17 protein-coding genes and 1 tRNA gene are annotated in these 16822 nt (G+C 68.3%); 1 reads left to right on the plus strand and 17 read right to left on the minus strand.

The annotated features are described in order from the left end of the window. Positions 1-16 precede the first annotated feature (16 nt). The 15 genes from nuoL to tpiA form a co-directional block, all read right to left on the minus strand. The gene (gene nuoL / locus OCJ37_RS12925; protein ID WP_263109897.1) at positions 17-2203 is read right to left on the minus strand and encodes an NADH-quinone oxidoreductase subunit L; all 2187 of its coding nucleotides are present in this window, start codon (positions 2201-2203) and stop codon (positions 17-19) included. Positions 2204-2210: 7 nt separating this feature from the next. Continuing rightward, on the minus strand, positions 2211-2516 hold the full coding sequence (gene nuoK / locus OCJ37_RS12930; protein ID WP_128420382.1) for an NADH-quinone oxidoreductase subunit NuoK: 306 nt from the start codon (positions 2514-2516) through the stop codon (positions 2211-2213). Next, positions 2513-3166, minus strand: a complete 654-nt coding sequence (locus OCJ37_RS12935) for an NADH-quinone oxidoreductase subunit J (protein WP_263109899.1) — start codon at positions 3164-3166, stop codon at positions 2513-2515. The genes nuoK and OCJ37_RS12935 overlap by 4 nt, the downstream gene beginning before the upstream one ends. Positions 3167-3175: 9 nt before the next feature. Then, a complete protein-coding gene (nuoI, locus tag OCJ37_RS12940; RefSeq protein ID WP_003467418.1) occupies positions 3176-3664 on the minus strand; it encodes an NADH-quinone oxidoreductase subunit NuoI in 489 nt (162 codons plus the stop codon). Positions 3665-3667: 3 nt separating this feature from the next. Then, positions 3668-4759, minus strand: coding sequence for an NADH-quinone oxidoreductase subunit NuoH (nuoH, locus tag OCJ37_RS12945; protein ID WP_263109903.1), 1092 nt, complete (start codon positions 4757-4759; stop codon positions 3668-3670). Beyond that, positions 4756-6993, minus strand: a complete 2238-nt coding sequence (gene nuoG / locus OCJ37_RS12950; protein WP_263109905.1) for an NADH-quinone oxidoreductase subunit NuoG — start codon at positions 6991-6993, stop codon at positions 4756-4758. Before nuoG ends, nuoH begins: the two co-directional genes overlap by 4 nt. Continuing rightward, positions 6990-8327, minus strand: a complete 1338-nt coding sequence (nuoF, locus tag OCJ37_RS12955) for an NADH-quinone oxidoreductase subunit NuoF (RefSeq protein ID WP_263109906.1) — start codon at positions 8325-8327, stop codon at positions 6990-6992. The genes nuoG and nuoF overlap by 4 nt, the downstream gene beginning before the upstream one ends. 5 nt (positions 8328-8332) lie before the next feature. Then, complete coding sequence (gene nuoE / locus OCJ37_RS12960; protein ID WP_184411164.1) at positions 8333-8860, minus strand: NADH-quinone oxidoreductase subunit NuoE; 528 nt, start codon at positions 8858-8860, stop codon at positions 8333-8335. Next, the gene (locus OCJ37_RS12965; RefSeq protein WP_263109909.1) at positions 8857-10164 is read right to left on the minus strand and encodes an NADH-quinone oxidoreductase subunit D; all 1308 of its coding nucleotides are present in this window, start codon (positions 10162-10164) and stop codon (positions 8857-8859) included. Before OCJ37_RS12965 ends, nuoE begins: the two co-directional genes overlap by 4 nt. Next, the gene (locus tag OCJ37_RS12970) at positions 10161-10910 is read right to left on the minus strand and encodes an NADH-quinone oxidoreductase subunit C (RefSeq protein ID WP_263109911.1); all 750 of its coding nucleotides are present in this window, start codon (positions 10908-10910) and stop codon (positions 10161-10163) included. The genes OCJ37_RS12965 and OCJ37_RS12970 overlap by 4 nt, the downstream gene beginning before the upstream one ends. A gap of 34 nt (positions 10911-10944) precedes the next feature. Then, the gene (locus tag OCJ37_RS12975) at positions 10945-11499 is read right to left on the minus strand and encodes a NuoB/complex I 20 kDa subunit family protein (RefSeq protein WP_003467428.1); all 555 of its coding nucleotides are present in this window, start codon (positions 11497-11499) and stop codon (positions 10945-10947) included. After that, entirely contained in the window at positions 11490-11846 is a 357-nt protein-coding gene (locus OCJ37_RS12980; RefSeq protein WP_145700765.1) for an NADH-quinone oxidoreductase subunit A, read from the minus strand. The genes OCJ37_RS12975 and OCJ37_RS12980 overlap by 10 nt, the downstream gene beginning before the upstream one ends. Before the next feature lie 107 nt (positions 11847-11953). Continuing rightward, positions 11954-12038: transfer RNA gene (locus OCJ37_RS12985), tRNA-Leu, on the minus strand. A 48-nt stretch (positions 12039-12086) separates the two neighbouring features. Further along, a complete protein-coding gene (gene secG, locus OCJ37_RS12990; protein WP_263109914.1) occupies positions 12087-12509 on the minus strand; it encodes a preprotein translocase subunit SecG in 423 nt (140 codons plus the stop codon). Positions 12510-12573: 64 nt separating this feature from the next. Continuing rightward, on the minus strand, positions 12574-13329 hold the full coding sequence (gene tpiA / locus OCJ37_RS12995; RefSeq protein ID WP_263109915.1) for a triose-phosphate isomerase: 756 nt from the start codon (positions 13327-13329) through the stop codon (positions 12574-12576). Between the two features lie 112 nt (positions 13330-13441). On the opposite strand from tpiA, the gene OCJ37_RS13000 reads away from it, so the two are divergent. After that, positions 13442-14239, plus strand: coding sequence for an SDR family NAD(P)-dependent oxidoreductase (locus OCJ37_RS13000; RefSeq protein ID WP_263109917.1), 798 nt, complete (start codon positions 13442-13444; stop codon positions 14237-14239). A gap of 117 nt (positions 14240-14356) precedes the next feature. Here OCJ37_RS13000 and OCJ37_RS13005 read toward each other — a convergent pair whose 3' ends face one another. Beyond that, positions 14357-15310 carry an isopenicillin N synthase family dioxygenase gene (locus OCJ37_RS13005; protein ID WP_263109918.1) on the minus strand — a complete coding sequence of 318 codons (954 nt, stop codon included), beginning with the start codon at positions 15308-15310 and terminating at the stop codon, positions 14357-14359. Positions 15311-15424: 114 nt separating this feature from the next. Further along, on the minus strand, positions 15425-16774 hold the full coding sequence (gene glmM, locus OCJ37_RS13010) for a phosphoglucosamine mutase (protein ID WP_263109920.1): 1350 nt from the start codon (positions 16772-16774) through the stop codon (positions 15425-15427). Positions 16775-16822: the final 48 nt, after the last annotated feature.

Here is a 16822-nt window from a genome sequence, read left to right on the forward strand (position 1 = left end):
TCTTATTCCGTACAGGTCAACGCCAGAAATGCATCAGCACGCCCAACAGGGCAATGAGACCGATGATCATCGCGAAGGCGTAGTGATAGAGGAAACCGGATTGCGTGCGACGCAGCAGGTTGGCCGCCAGGTCGATCACGCGCGCGGTGCCGTTGACCATGACGCCGTCCACGACATGCGTATCCACCGCGCGCGACACCTTGCCCAGGCCCAGACCGGCGCCGGCGAAGCCGTTGATCCAGAGCTTGTCCAAACCGTACTTGTTCTCGAGGATCCACACCGGCAGCGAGAACGTCTTGCGCGCCTTCGCCGCCAGTTCCGGCTTCCACAGGTACAGGATCCAGGCCAGGGCGAAGCCGGCCAGGGTCAGGAAGAACGGCGGCTGGGTCAGGCCGTGCAGCGCGAACGCGACCGGGCCGTGGAACTCCTCGGCCAGCGCGCCGACGGTGTCGCGCGCCGGGTTGTAGAAGTCGACGATGCCGCTGAAGAAGCCCAGCGCCTGGCCCTTGATCGCCGCCGCGGCGTGGTGCCCGGCCCAGTCGGTGCCGAACAGCATCGGGCCGATGGTGAAGAAGCCGATCGCGATCGACGGGATCGCCAGCAGCACCAGCGGCACCGTCACCACCCACGGCGACTCGTGCGGCTCGTGCGCGCCGTGGTGGCCGTGGCCGTGGTCGTCGTGCGCGTGGTCGTCATGGGCATGCGCGTCGTGCGCATGCGCCTGCTGCGCCTCGGCGTCGGTGTGCGCGCTGTCGTTGTGCGCGTGCACCTCGTGCGCATGCGCGTCGCGGAAGCGCTCCTTGCCGTGGAAGGTCAAAAACAGCAGGCGGAAGCTGTAGAAGCTGGTGACCAGCACGCCGCCGAGCACCGCCCAGTAGCCGTAGCTGGCGATGCTCCAGAACGGGGCGCCATGCGCGTGGTGCTGCGCCGCCTCGATGATCGTGTCCTTGGAGTAGAAGCCGGCGAAGAACGGCGTGCCGACCAGCGCCAGGGTGCCGATCACGCTGGTCCAGTAGGTGACCGGCATGTACTTGCGCAGGCCGCCCATCTTGCGCATGTCCTGCTCGTGGTGCATGCCGATGATCACCGAGCCGGCGGCCAGGAATAGCAGCGCCTTGAAGAAAGCATGGGTCATCAGGTGGAACACCGCCGCCGAGTACGCCGACACGCCCAGCGCCACGGTCATGTAGCCCAGCTGCGACAGCGTCGAATAGGCGACCACGCGCTTGATGTCGTTCTGCACGATGCCGATCAGGCCGGTGAAGAACGCGGTGGTGGCGCCGACGAGCAGCACGAAGTCCAGCGCGGTCTGCGACAGCTCGAACAGCGGCGACATGCGCGCCACCATGAAGATGCCGGCGGTGACCATGGTCGCGGCATGGATCAGCGCCGAGATCGGGGTCGGGCCTTCCATCGAGTCGGGCAGCCACACGTGCAGCGGCACCTGCGCCGACTTGCCCATCGCGCCGATGAACAGGCAGATGCAGATGATCGTCGACACGTTCCACGGATGGCCCTGGAACAGCTGCACCTGGGCCAGGCCGCCGGCCGCCTCGCTGCCGAGCACGGCGGTGGCGTTGGCGAACACGGTGGAATAGTCCAGCGTGCCGAACCACAGCAGCACGCCGGCGATGCCGAGGATGAAGCCGAAATCGCCGACGCGGTTGACCAGGAACGCCTTCATGTTGGCGAACACCGCGCTCGGGCGCTTGAACCAGAAGCCGATCAGCAGGTACGACACCAGGCCCACCGCTTCCCAGCCGAAGAACAGCTGCAGGAAGTTGTTGCTCATCACCAGGCTCAGCATCGAGAAGGTGAACAGCGAGATGTAGCTGAAGAAACGCTGGTAGCCCGGATCGTCGGCCATGTAGCCGATGGTGTAGACGTGCACCAGCAGCGACACGAAGGTCACCACCACCATCATCATCGCGGTCAGCCGGTCGACCATGAAACCGACGTGGGCCGAGTAATGGCCGACCTCGAAGAAGGTGTAGACGTTCTGGTTGAACGGCGCCGCGCCCTGCCCGACCAGCTGGTACAGGGTCCAGCACGACAGCGCGCAGCTGACCGCCACGCCGAGAATGGTGACCAGCTGGGCGCCCTTGCGGCCGACCTGGCGGCCGAACAGGCCGGCGATGACGCTGCCGAGCAGCGGCGCGAGCACCACGGCGATCAGCAGACTCTTGGAGAGAGTGATTTCCATCTACGGGTCAGCCCTTCAGCGAATCGACTTCGGCCACGTTGATCGTGTGGCGGGTACGGAACAGCGTCACCAGGATCGCGAGGCCGATGGCGGCCTCGGCCGCGGCCACGGTCAGGATGAAGAACACGAACAGCTGACCGGCGGCGTCGCCGAGTTCGCGCGAGAACGCCACGAAGTTGATGTTGACCGACAGCAGCATCAGCTCGATCGACATCAGCAGCACGATGACGTTCTTGCGGTTGAGGAAGATGCCGGCCAGGCTGATGCAGAACAGCACCGCGCCGAGCGCCAGCAGGTGGCCCAGGGTGATCATGGCTGGCCCTCCTGCGGTGCCGCGGCCGGGGTGGTGTGCAACGTAGGTTTCTCGGCGTCCATCTTGACGATGCGCAGGCGGTCGCCGGCCTTGACCCGCGCCTGGTCGCCGGGGTTCTGGGTCTTGATGCCGGTGCGCTTGCGCAGGGTCAGCATCACCGCCGCCACCACCGCCACGGTCAGGATGATCGCGGCGAACTCGAACGGCAGCAGGAACTGGGTGAACAGGGTCTTGGCCAGCCACGCGATGTTGGAGGTGTCGGCGGCCTGCGCGGCGGCGTTGTCGGCCGGGAACGGCGTGGCCGTGCGCGCCTTGACCCCGATCAGGGTGACCATCTGCACCAGCATCGCCACCGCCACCACCAGCCCGACCGGCAGGTAGCGCACCCAGCCCTGGCGCAGCCGCGCCGTATCGATGTCGAGCATCATCACCACGAACAGGAACAGCACCATCACCGCGCCGACGTAGACCAGCACCAGGGTCACGCCGAGGAACTCGGCGCCCACCAGCAGCCACACGCAGGCGATGGAGAAGAAGGTCAGGATCAGGCACAGCACCGCGTACACCGAGTTGCGCACGCTGATCACCGCGCCGGCGGAGACCGCGGCGATGGTGGCGAAGATCCAGAAAGCGATATTTACCCAATCCATTTCAGGACCTCAGCGGAAGGCGGCGTCGGCGGCGCGGCGCTCGGCGATCTCGGCTTCGAGCCGGTCGCCGATCGCCAGCAGCTGCGGCTTGGTGACGATGTTCTCGCCGCGGTTCTCGAAGTGGTACTCGAGCACGTGGGTCTCCACGATCGAGTCGACCGGGCAGCTCTCCTCGCAGAAACCGCAGTAGATGCACTTGAACAGGTCGATGTCGTAGCGGGTGGTGCGGCGGGTGCCGTCCTCGCGCTTGGCCGAATCGATGGTGATCGCCAGCGCCGGGCACACCGCCTCGCACAGCTTGCAGGCGATGCAGCGTTCCTCGCCGTTGGGATAGCGGCGCAGCGCGTGCAGGCCGCGGAAGCGCACCGACTGCGGGAACTTCTCCATCGGGTACAGCACGGTGTACTTCGGACGGAACGTGTACTTCAGGGTCAGCCACAGGCCGCCGAGCAGCTCGAGCAGCAGCAGGCTCTTGAAGTAATGGGTGACTTTATTCATCGCTTACACGCCCTTCTGGATCACGCCGTAGAACACCATCAATGCCGTCACCGCGATCCACACGATCGTCAGCGGGATGAATACCTTCCAGCCCAGACGCATGATCTGGTCGTAGCGGTAGCGCGGGAAGCTGGCGCGGAACCAGATGTAGGCGCTGGCGAAGAACAACACCTTCATCAGCAGCCACGGCCAGCCGCCGGTCCAGATCCAGTTGATCCACGGCGAGATGTCCGCCGTGACCCAGCCCTGGATCGGGCTCAGCCAGCCACCCAGGAAGAAGATCGAGACCAGGAAGCTGACCAGGATCATGTTGGCGTATTCGGCCAGGAAGAACAGCGCGAACGCGCCGCCCGAATACTCGACCATGTGCCCGGCCACGATTTCCGACTCGCCTTCGACCACGTCGAACGGCGCGCGGTTGGTCTCGGCCACGCCGGACACCCAGTACACGATGAACAGCGGGAACAGCGGCACCAGGAACCAGTCGAGGAAGCCCCAGTTGCCGGCCTGCGCGGCCACGATCGTGCTCAGGTTGAGGCTGCCGGCGGCGATCATGACGCCGACCAGGGCGAAGCCCATCGCGATCTCGTAGCTGACCACCTGCGCAGCCGAGCGCATCGCGCCCAGGAACGCGTACTTGGAGTTGGACGCCCAGCCGGCCAGGATGATGCCGTACACGCCCAGCGAGGTCATCGCCAGCAGGTACAGCAGGCCGGCGTTGGCGTTGGACAGCACCAGCTTGGCGTCGAACGGCACCACCGCCCACGCCGCGAACGCCGGCGCCAGGGTGATCAGCGGGGCGATCACGAACATCGCCTTGTGCGAGCTGCTGGGCTGGATGATCTCCTTGAACAGCAGCTTGAACACGTCGGCGAAGGCCTGGAAGATGCCCATGCCCACGTACATCGGCCCGTGGCGCACGTGCATCCAGCCGATCAGCTTGCGCTCCCAGACCACGTAGAACGCCACCGAGATGATCACCGGCATGGCGATCAGCAGGATCTTCAGCACGATCCACAGCACCACGCCGATCGCGCCCAGGCCAACGAACCACTGGTGCAGCGGATCGACCACGTTCAACAGCATCTCGTTCATGCAGCCACCACCGTTACCCGGCCGGCACCGATCGGCGCCGTCGCACCATGGCCCGATTCGATCCAGGCCACCCCTGCCGCGACCCGCGGATCCAGCACCACCGGCAGCGTCGCGTTGCCGACGGCGTTGCCGACCCTGACCACCTGCCCGGCGGCCACGCCCAGTTGCGCAGCGTGCTCGGGATGCAGGCGGATCGCCGGCGCGTCGTTGAGCGGATGCGCCTGCAGCGCGGGCGCGCGGCGCACCACCGCATCGGTGCGGTAGATCGCCGGCGTCGCCGCCACCTCGATGCCCTCGCCCGCCGCCGCGCCCTGCGCCGAACCGCGCAGGCTCACGCTGCGCGGTTGCACGCCTGCGCGCAGGCCGGCCAGGTCGGTGAAGTCGAAGCCGGCCAGCTGCAGCGCGCCGCCGAGCGCGCGCAGCACCCGCCAGCCTTCGCGCGCCTGGTCCGGCAGCTTGCCGGCGGCGCGCGCGAGCTGGTCCACGCCGTCCAGGTTGGTCAGCGTCGCGTCGATCTCAGGCAGCGCGCCGATCGGCAGGATCACGTCGGCGACGTCGCGGGTGGAGGCGCAGGCGAACTGGCTGAACGCCACCACCTTGGCCCCGCTCAGCGCGGCGCGCGCGGCGCCGGCGTCGGCGAAATCCAGGCCCGGCTCGATGCCGTACAGCAGGTAGGCGCTGCGCGGTTCGGCGAACATGCCGGCCACGTCGCGCGCGCTCGGCAGCACGCCCAGCCGGGCCAGGCCGACCGCGTTGGCGCCCTGCGGCACGCGGCACAGCGCCGCGCCGGTGGCGGCGGCGAAGTCGCGCGCGGCGGCGCGCAGCGCGGCGGCCTGCGGGTGGTTCTCGACTAGCGCGCCGACGATCAGCACCGCGCGCCCGGCCGCGCCCTGCACCGCCTCGCGCAGCGCCGCATCGGCGAGCGCATCGGCGAAACCGGACGGAGCCACGATCTGCTTGCCCGCCTGGTCGAAGGCGAAGTCGAAATCGACCGGATTGATCGAGTACACGCGCGCCTGGCGCTGCATCCGCGCCTTGCGGATGCGGGCGTGCAGCAGCGGCAGCTCGTGGCGCAGGTTGCTGCCCAGCACCACGATCACCTCGGCCTGCTCGATCTGCGCCAGCGGCACCGCGAACGGTTCGGCCACGGCGCCGTCGGAGAAATCGCGGTTGCCGATGCGGTGGTCCAGGTTGCCGCTGCCCAGGCCATCGGCCAGGCGCGCCAGCAGCGCGCCTTCCTCGTTGGAGGTGGCCGGGTGCGCGAGCACGCCCAGCGCGTCGCCGCGGTGGTCGCCCAGGATCTGCGCGGCCGCGGCCAGGCCGTCGGCCCAGGACACTTCCTGCCACTGCCCGTCGATCTTGCGCAGCGGCCGGGTGGCGCGGTCGGCGGCGTACAGGCCCTGGTGCGAATAGCGGTCGCGGTCGGACAGCCAGCACTCGTTGACCGCCTCGTTGTCGCGCGGCACGGTGCGCAGCACTTCGCCGCGGCGCACGTGCAGGAACAGGTTCGAGCCCATCGCGTCGTGGTAGCCGAGCGATTCGCGCGCGGTCAGCTCCCACGGGCGGGCGCGGAACTGGAACACCTTGTTGGTCAGCGCGCCGACCGGGCACACGTCGATGACATTGCCCGACAGCTCGGTGGTCAGCGGCTTGCCGTCGTAGGTGCCGATCTGCAGGTTCTCGCCGCGGTACATGCCGCCCAGCTCGTAGGTCCCGGCGATGTCGGCGGTGAAGCGCACGCAGCGCGTGCACTGGATGCAGCGGGTCATCTCGGTGGCGACCAGCGGACCGATGTCCTCGTCGGCGACCACGCGCTTGCGCTCGTTGAAGCGGCTGACCGAGCGGCCATAGCCCAGCGACACGTCCTGCAGTTCGCACTCGCCGCCCTGGTCGCAGATCGGGCAGTCCAGCGGGTGGTTGATCAGCAGGAATTCCATCACGCTGCGCTGGTACTTCAGCGCCTTCTCGCTGCGCGTGGCGACCTTCATGCCGTCCATCACCGGCGTGGCGCAGGCCGGCGACGGCTTCGGCGACTTCTCCACGTCGACCAGGCACATGCGGCAGTTGGCCGCGATCGGCAGCTTCTCGTGGTAGCAGAAGCGCGGGATCGGGATGCCGGCCTTGTCGGCGGCCTGGATGATCATCGAGCCCTTCGGCACGACCAGGGACTGGCCGTCGATCTCGACGGTGACGTGGTCCGGCGGAACGTTGGGATTTACCGGCTGCGCACTCATGCGGCCACTTCCAGTTGCTGGTCGACGATCGAACGACCGTTGACGATGTAGTACTCGAATTCGTCCCAGAACTGGCGCAGGAAGCCCTGGATCGGCCACGCCGCGGCTTCGCCGAAGGCGCAGATGGTGTGGCCCTCGATCTGCCCGGCGACGGTGCGCAGCTGGTGCAGGTCGTCCATCGTCGCCTTGCCGGCGACGATGCGCTCCAGCACGCGGTGCATCCAGCCGGTGCCTTCGCGGCACGGGGTGCACTGGCCGCAGGACTCCTTGTGGAAGAACTGCGAGATGCGGCAGGCGAACTTGACGCAGCACACGCTGTCGTCCAGCACCACGATGGCGCCCGACCCCAGGCCGGTGCCGAGCGCGCGCAGGGTGTCGTAGTCCATCTGCAGGCCCTTGAGCTGCTCGGCCTTGAGCACCGGCATCGACACGCCGCCCGGGATCGCCGCCTTCAGCGTGCGGCCCGGCTTCAGCCCGCCGGCCATCTCCAGCAGCTCGTCGAAGGTGGTGCCCAGCGGCACCTCGAAGTTGCCGCCCTTCTGCACGCAGCCGGACACCGAGAAGATCTTCGGCCCGCCGTTCTTGGTCTTGCTCAGACCCAGGAACCATTCCGGGCCGTTGCGGATGATCGCCGGCACCGAGGCGTAGGTCTCGGTGTTGTTGATCGTCGACGGCTTGCCGTACAGGCCGAAATTGGCCGGGAACGGCGGCTTGTAGCGCGGCTGGCCCTTCTTGCCTTCCAGCGACTCCATCAGCGCGGTCTCTTCGCCGCAGATGTAGGCGCCGGCGCCGAGCGCGCCGTAGATGTCGATGTCCACGCCGCTGCCCAGCACGTTCTTGCCCAGCCAGCCGTTGGCGTAGGCATCGGCCAGGGCCTGCTCGAAGTGCTCGAACGGCTCGTGGTGGAACTCGCCGCGCAGGTAGTTGTAGCCCACCGTGCTGCCGGTGGCGTAGCAGGCGATGGCCATGCCCTCCACCACCGAGTGCGGGTTGTAGCGCAGGATGTCGCGGTCCTTGCAGGTGCCCGGCTCGGACTCGTCCGAGTTGCACAGGATGTACTTCTGCGGCGCGCCCTTGGGCATGAACGACCACTTCAGGCCGGTCGGGAAACCGGCGCCGCCGCGGCCGCGCAGGTTCGGCTGCTTGACCATCTCGATCACCTGCTCCGGCGCGATCTTCTCTTCGAGGATCTTGCGCAGGGCGGCGTAGCCGCCGGTCTTCAGGTAGCTCTCGTACGACCACGGGGTGTCGTAGTGCAGCGTGGTGTACACCACCTGGTGCGGCAGCGGCGCGGGGCCGACCGGACCGGTGGAAGCGTGGGGATGCTGTGCCATTGCCGTTACTCCAACCCGTCCAGCAGCGCGTCGACCTTGTCCTTGGTCAAGTGCTCGTGATAGTGGCCGTTGATCACCATCATCGGCGCGCCGGCGCAGCCGGCCAGGCATTCCTCTTCGCGCTTGAGGTAGACGCGGCCGTCGGCGGTGGACTGGCCCAGCTTGCAGCCGAGCTTCTTCTCCGCGTGCGCGACCAGGTCCTCGGCGCCGTTGAGCCAGCAGCTGATGTTGGTGCAGAAGGCGACGTTGTTGCGGCCGACCTTCTCGGTCTCGAACATCGAGTAGAAGCTGGCGACCTCGTAGGCCCACACCGGCGGCAGCTCCAGGTACTTGGCCACGCCGGCGATCAGCTCGTCGGTCAGCCAGCCCTGGTTCTGCTCCTGCGCCGCGTGCAGGCCCTGCAGCACCGCCGAACGCTTGCGGTCCGGCGGGAACTTGGCCAGCCAGTGATCGATGTGCGCGCGCGTCTTGTCGCTCAGCACCACCATCGGATCGACGTCGCGCGCCGCCTCGAAATTACCTGTCGCCTTCATCGGTCGACCTCACCAAACACCAGATCATAGGTACCAATCATCGCCACCACGTCGGCCAGCATGTGCCCGCGCACGATCGCGTCCATCGAGGACAGATGGGCGAAGCCCGGCGCGCGCAGGTGCACGCGGAACGGCTTGTTGGCGCCGTCGGAAGCCAGGTAGCAGCCGAACTCGCCCTTCGGCGCCTCGACCGCGCAATAGGTCTCGCCGGCCGGCACGCAGTAGCCTTCGCTGAACAGCTTGAAGTGGTGGATCAGCGCTTCCATGTCGTCCTTCATGTCGGCGCGCTTGGGCGGCGCCACCTTGAAGTTCTCGACCATCACCGGGCCGGGGTTGGCCTTGAGCCACTTCACGCACTGCTGGATGATGCGGTTGGATTCGCGCATCTCGGCCACGCGCACCAGGTAGCGGTCGTAGCAGTCGCCGTTGGTGCCGACCGGGATGTCGAAATCGACCGCGTCGTACTTGGCGTACGGCTGCTTCTTGCGCAGGTCCCACTCGATGCCCGAGCCGCGCAGCATCGCGCCGGTCATGCCCCAGCCATAGGCCTGCTCCGGGGTGACCACGCCGATGCCGACGGTACGCTGCTTCCAGATGCGGTTGTCGGTGAGCAGGGTCTCGTACTCGTCGACGCGGCCCGGGAAGGTGTTGGTGAAGTCTTCCAGGAAGTCGAGCAGCGAGCCTTCGCGCGCGGCGTTGAGCCGCTTGAGCGCGTTGCCCTTGTGCCAGCGCGATTCCTTGTACTTGGGCATGCGGTCCGGCAGGTCGCGGTAGACGCCGCCGGGCCGGTAGTAGGTCGCGTGCATGCGCGCGCCGGAGACCGCCTCGTAGCAGTCCATCAGCTCCTCGCGCTCGCGGAACGCGTACAGCATCACCGCCATCGCGCCCAGGTCCAGGCCGTTGGAGCCGACCCACATCAGGTGGTTCAGGATGCGGGTGATCTCGTCGAACATGGTGCGGATGTACTGCGCGCGCTCGGGCGCCTCGATCCCCATCAGGGTCTCGATCGCGCGCACGTAGGCGTGCTCGTTGCACATCATCGACACGTAGTCCAGGCGGTCCATGTAGCCGATCGACTGGTTGAACGGCTTGGACTCGGCCAGCTTCTCGGTGCCCCGGTGCAGCAGGCCGATGTGCGGATCGGCGCGGACCACGGTCTCGCCGTCCATCTCCAGGATCAGGCGCAGCACGCCATGCGCGGCCGGATGCTGCGGGCCGAAGTTCATGGTGTAGTTGCGGATCTCCTGCTTGCTCTCGGCAGGATTGCTGGCGAAGGCGTCGTGCGCCTGCTGGTACTCGCTCACTTGGCGGGCTCCTTGAGTGCTTCGCCCGCGGCGGTCTGGTAGCGCGCGTCGTCGCGGATCACCCGCGGCACGCCCACGCGCGGCTCGACCGAGGTCACCGGCTCGTAGACCACGCGCTGCTTCTCCTCGTCGTAGCGCACTTCGACGTTGCCGATCAGCGGGAAGTCCTTGCGGAACGGGTGGCCGACGAAGCCGTAGTCGGTGAGGATGCGGCGCAGGTCCGGGTGGCCGGCGAAGACCACGCCGAACAGGTCGAAGGCCTCGCGCTCGAACCAGTTGGCGCCCGGCCAGATGTCGGTGACCGAGGCCACCACCGGCAGGTCCTCGTTCGGCGCATAGCAGCGCACGCGCAGGCGCTGGTTGTGGCGATAGGAGATCAGCTGCGCGAGCACCGCGTAGCGCTGCAGCGGCACCGGCAGCGGCTGGATGTCGCCGGCGGTCTCGCCGCTGGGGAATTCGCCCCAGGCGAAACGGCCCATGCCCTTGCCTTCGACGCCGCGGCTGAAGCCCTGCGACGACACGTCGGCGGTATCCCACTCGTCGCTGCCGTAGCCCAGGTAGTCCACGCCGCACAGGTCGGACAACTGCTCGAAACCGAACTCGTCGCGCAGCGCCAGGCAGGTGGCGTGCCAGGCGTCGGCCGGCACTTCCAGGGTGACTTCGCCACGCGGGAGGACCACGAACACCTGGCTGCCGGGGAAACGGGCGCCGAGTCGGTCGCTAAAGGAAGATGCTTGCTCTGCCATGGGGGCTTGGCGTGCTCTTAAGAAGTAAGAGGAATCAGCGCGCGATGGTCTGGGTTCGCCAGATCTTCTTCTGCAGCTGCAAGATGCCGTAGACCAGCGCTTCGGCGGTCGGCGGGCAGCCCGGGACGTAGATGTCCACCGGCACGATGCGGTCGCAGCCGCGCACCACCGAGTACGAATAGTGGTAGTAGCCGCCGCCGTTGGCGCAGCTGCCCATCGAGATCACCCACTTCGGGTCCGGCATCTGGTCGTAGACCTTGCGCAGCGCCGGGGCCATCTTGTTGACCAGGGTGCCGGCGACGATCATCACGTCGGACTGGCGCGGCGACGGGCGGAACACCACGCCGTAGCGGTCCAGATCCAGGCGCGCGGCGCCGGCGTGCATCATCTCCACCGCGCAGCAGGCCAGGCCGAAGGTCATCGGCCACATCGAGCCGGTGCGCGCCCAGTTCAGCAGCGCATCGACGCTGGTGGTCACGTAGCCCTTCTCGAGCAACGGGTTCTCGCCTTCGGGACGCAGGATGTCGTCGACCCGCCCTTCCGGGATCGGGTTGGTCATCAGGCGATCCAGGGTCTGAATCACTCCCATTCCAGCGCTCCCTTCTTCCACACGTAGATAAAACCGAGGAACAGCATGCCGACGAACAGGCCCATGGTGACCAGGGAGCGAGCGCCCAGGTCCATGAACACCTGCGTCCACGGCACGATGAAGATGATTTCCAGATCGAAGACGATGAACTGGATCGCGATCAGGTAGTAGCGCACGTCGAACTTCATGCGCGCGTCCTCGAAGGCCTCGAAGCCGCACTCGTACGGCGAGAGCTTCTTCAGGTCCGGACGCCGGGGACCGAGGAACCGTCCCACCAGCATCAGCGCGACGCCGATTCCGGTGGCCACGATCAGAAACAGCAGGGTCGGCAAATATTCGGCCAGCACTCGCAATTCTCTCTTGCCTGTGCCCGCGCGCGTGCCGCGCAGGCATGGGATAGACGATTTTCACGGCAGGGACGTGACGTTCCTGCGCAGAAACCGTAGCCAAACAATGGTGCCCAAGAGGGGACTCGAACCCCTACGACCTAAGTCGCTACCACCTCAAGGTAGTGCGTCTACCAATTCCGCCACCTGGGCTTGCGTATCGCGCGCGGCATCCCGCCGCGCAACATATTGTAACCGTCTTCAGTCTTTCTGCGACGGGGCAGGCGACTTTTGTTGTGCATTTTCCGGCGCCGGCTGCACGGGCGGCGCGGCGACCGGCGCGGTCGCCGCCGGCGCCTGCGGGATCTGCAGCTCACCGGCCGGCGCGGCCGGGCCCGGGGTCGCGGCCTGCGACATCACGCCGAGGTTGGCCTCGGCCGCCGGGCGGGCGCTGTGGCCGGCGTACCAGGCCATGAACAGGCTGATGGCGAAGAACACCACCGCCAGCCACTTGGTCGACTTGGACAGGAAGTTGGATGCGCCGCGCGATCCGAACACAGTGCCGGACGCGCCCGCGCCGAAGCCCGACCCCGCCGCCGCGCCGGAACCGCGCTGCATCAGGATCAGCGCGATCATCGCGATCGCCACCAGCACGTAGACCACATTGAGGATGACCATCAGCATTTCGAAATCCGTCCGGACAGTACGACTTGGGTAGCGAGCGGCCGCCAACGCGGCGGCCGTTCGGTTAACGGGCGGCCGCCGCGCGCGCGATGGCCAGGAAGTCCTCGGCGACCAGCGACGCGCCGCCGACCAGCCCTCCATCGACGTCGGGCTGCGCGAACAGCTCCGCGGCGTTGTCGGGCTTGACGCTGCCCCCATACAGGAGCGGCAGCGAATCAGCGATTCTAGCATCGTGGGCGGCGACTTCGCCACGGATGAACGCGTGCACCGCCTGCGCCTGGGCCGGACTGGCGGTGCGCCCGGTGCCGATCGCCCAGACCGGCTCGTAGGCGACCACGGCATTGGCGAAGCCCTGCGCGCCGACCAGCGCCAGCACCGGCGCCAGCTGCGCGGCGATGACCGGTTCAGTCTGGCCGGCCTCGCGCTGCTCCAGGGTCTCGCCCACGCACAGGATCGGGACCAGCCCGGCGTGCAGCGCCGCGGCGAACTTGCGCGCGACCAGCTCGCTGCTCTCGGCGTGGTACTGGCGCCGCTCCGAATGCCCGACCAGGCCGTACTCGGCGCCGACGTCGACCAGCATCGCCGCCGACACCTCGCCGGTGTAGGCGCCCTTCTCGTTGCTGCTCACGTCCTGCGCGCCGAAGCGCAGCGCATGGCCCTCGAAATCCTCGATCAGGTCGCCCAGGTAGGGCAGCGGCGGCAGGATCACCACCTCCACGCCACCGGCGGGCAGGCCCGCGGCCACCTCCTGCACCAGCGCGGTGGCGAAATGGCGGTTGCCGTGCAGCTTCCAGTTTCCGGCTACGATCTTGCGTCGCATCGGCGCGTTCTCCGGCGAAAAAGTGCCGAAAGGATAGCCGATGCGCGGTGAGGCCCGGCACGCCGCCGGGCGCGCCGCCCCGCCCCGCCCCTGCCGCTCCCGCGAGACCGCCATGCCCCAGCCCTCCGGCCATGCCCTGATCACCGGCGCCTCCAGCGGCATCGGCCGCGAGATCGCCCGCGAATACGCCCGCCGCGGCGTGCCCCTGATCCTCAGCGCGCGCCGCGAGGCGCTGCTGCAGGCGCTGGCCGAGGAACTGCGCGCGCAGGTGCCGGTGCAGATCGTGGTCGCCGACCTGGCCGACCCGGCGGCGCCGGCCGCGCTGGTGGCCGAACTGGAACGCCGCGGCCTGGCGGTGCGGATCCTGGTCAACAATGCCGGCTACGGCGTGCCGGGACGCTTTCCCGACAGCGACTGGGCCACCCACGCCGCGTTCCTGCAGGTGATGGTCGGCGCGGTCTGCGAGCTGACCTGGCGCCTGCTGCCGGCGCTGCGCGCCAGCGGCCACGGCCGCATCCTCAACGTCGCCTCGTTCGCCGCGCTGGTGCCCGGCGCCGACGGGCAGACCCTGTACGCGGCGGCGAAGAGCTTCATGCTGCGCTTCAGCGAATCGCTGGCGCTGGAGAACGCCGACCGCGGCGTCAACGTCTGCGCGCTGTGCCCGGGCTTCACCTGGTCCGAATTCCACGACGTGACCGGCACCCGCGCGCAGATGGACAAGCTGCCGCGCTGGGCCTGGCTGCACGCCGACGCGGTGGCCCGCGCCGGCATCGACGGCGCCGAGCGCGGCCACGTGCGGGTAGTGCCGGGCCTGTTCTACCGCACCTTGCTGGGCCTGATCGCGCTGCTTCCGAACGCCCTGCTGCTGAGACTGATGCGCCGCGGCTCGCAGCGGATCAGGCCGCTGTGAGGGGCCGGGATTGGGGATTTGGGATTGGGGATTCGCAAAAGCGGCATATCGCAGCATGCAACCGTCGGCGCGGGGACCCGCTCTTGCGAATCCCCAATCCCCAATCCCGACTCCCGGCTACTTCAGCTTGATCTCCCGCAACCGCTCCTCCAGATACCCCTGTGCGGTGATCGGCTCGGGATAGCGGCTGGGGTTGTCGGCGCTGACGCAGGAGGGCAGCACGTCGATGACGAAGTCCGGGTTCGGGTGCAGGAAGAACGGCACCGAATAGCGCGGCTGGCGCGCCTGCTCGCCCGGCGGGTTGACCACGCGGTGGGTGGTCGAGGGATACACGTGGTTGGTCAGGCGCTGCAGCATGTCGCCGATGTTGACCACGATGGTGTCGGCGTCGGAGGTGAACGGCACCCACTCGCCCTGCTTGGACTTGACTTCCAGGCCGGCGGCGCTGGCGCCGACCAGCAGGGTGATCAGGTTGATGTCCTCGTGCGCGCCGGCGCGCACGTTGGGGATGTCGTCGGCGGTGATCGGCGGGTAGTGGATCGGGCGCAGGATCGAGTTGCCCGAGTCGGTCTTGTCGGCGAAGTACTGCTCCGGCAGGCCGATGTGCAGCGCCAGCGCCGCCAGCACGCGCGCGCCGAGCTGGTCCAGCGCCTGGTACAGGCCGTAGCCGTGCTCGCGGAAGCCCGGCACCTCGCTCGGCCACAGGTTGGGCGGCATCACCTCGCGATACCTGGAATCGTCCGGGATCTCGCGGCCGATGTGCCAGAACTCCTTCAGGTCGAAGTGCTTGGAGTCCTTGGCGGTCTCCACGCCGAACGCGGTGTAGCCGCGCGCGCCGCCGCTGCCGGGCAGGTGGTACTTGCGCTTGGTGTCCTCGGGCAGCGCGAAGAACGCCTTGAACACGCCGTAGGCCGCGTCGATCCGCGCCTGCGCGATGCCGTGGTTGCGAATGCCGGCGAAGCCCCACTCGCGGTAGGCCGCGCCCAGTTCGGCGACGAAGGCGTCGCGGTCGCTGGCACTGGAGGGATTGATGAAGCGGTTGATGTCCAGGGTCGGGATGCGCGCAGTCATGGCGGGAACCGTAGTCGTGAAAGGAAGAAACGCCGCGATCAGATCAGCAGGCGGTACAGCAGGTAGAAGGTGGCCATCTTGGCGAGGACCACCGCCACGGCGATGGCGAGCGACTCACGCCGCGTCACGGACCGCCCCGGCCAGTTTTTCCAGGGTGTCCTGCATCAGCGCCGCGTCGTCGGCCTCGACCGTCACCCGCACCACCGGCTCGGTGCCGGACGGGCGCAGGAACGCGCGTCCGCGGCCCTGCACCGCCGCCTGCGCCGCGGCCAGCGCGGCCTGCACGCTGGCCGCCTCGGCCGGGCGCGCGCCCTGCTGCAGGCGCACGTTGACGGTCTTCTGCGGCACCTTGTCCAGGCCCTGCAGCGCCTGCCGCAGGGTCTGCCGGGAGCGCTTGAGCACTTCCAGCACCTGCAGCGCGCTGACGATGGCGTCGCCGGTAGTGGCGCGGTCCAGGCACAGCATGTGCCCGGAGGTCTCGCCGCCGAGCACGCCGCCCTGTTCGACCAGCGCCTGGTGCACGTAGCGGTCGCCGACCTTGACCCGCAGGAACGGCAGCTGCAGCGCGGCCAGGGCCTTCTCCAGCCCGTAGTTGGTCATCAGCGTACCGACCACCGGCCCGCGCAGGCGCCCGCTGGCCTGCCAGCCGCGCGCCAGCACGTACAGCAGGTCGTCGCCGTCGACCGGGTTGCCCTGGTCGTCGGCCATCAGCACGCGGTCGCCGTCGCCGTCGAAGGCGATGCCCAGCTGCGCGCCATGCTGGCGCACGTTGCTGGCGAGGTTGTCGATGTGCATCGAACCGACCCCGGCGTTGATGTTGAGCCCGTCCGGCGCGGCGCCGATCGCGATCACCTCCGCGCCCAGTTCGCGGAACAGCAGCGGCGCGATGTGGTAGGTCGCGCCGTGCGCGCAGTCCAGCACCACCTTGAGCCCGCGCAGGTCGAAGCCGCGCGGCACGCTGGCCTTGCAGAACTCGATGTAGCGGCCGATCGCGTCGCGCGCGCGCATCGCCTTGCCCAGGCGCTCGGACTCCACCGTGGCGAACGGCGCGTCGAGCGCGGCCTCGATCGCGCTCTCGGTGGCGTCGTCGAGCTTCTCGCCTTCGGCGGAGAAGAACTTGATGCCGTTGTCGTAGTGCGGGTTGTGCGAGGCGCTGATCACGATGCCGGCGCTGGCGCCGAGCGTGCGGGTCAGGAACGCCACCGCCGGGGTCGGCATCGGCCCGAGCAGTTGCACGTCGGCGCCGGCGGCGACCAGCCCGGCCTCCAGCGCCGATTCGAACATGTAGCCGGAGATGCGCGTGTCCTTGCCGATCACCACCGTCGGCCGCGCGCCGCCGGCGCTGCCGGCACCGAGCACGCGGCCCAGCGCATTGCCCAGGCGCATCACGAAATCGGCGGAAATCGCGCCCTGCCCGACCCGGCCGCGGATGCCGTCGGTACCGAAGTACTTGCGCGTGCTCATGCGGCGGGGAATCGGGAATCGGGAATGGGGAATCGGGAAAAGCCGGAG

Source organism: Xanthomonas sp. AM6 (genome assembly GCF_025665335.1).
In the GTDB taxonomy this organism is placed as follows: Bacteria; Pseudomonadota; Gammaproteobacteria; order Xanthomonadales; family Xanthomonadaceae; genus Xanthomonas_A.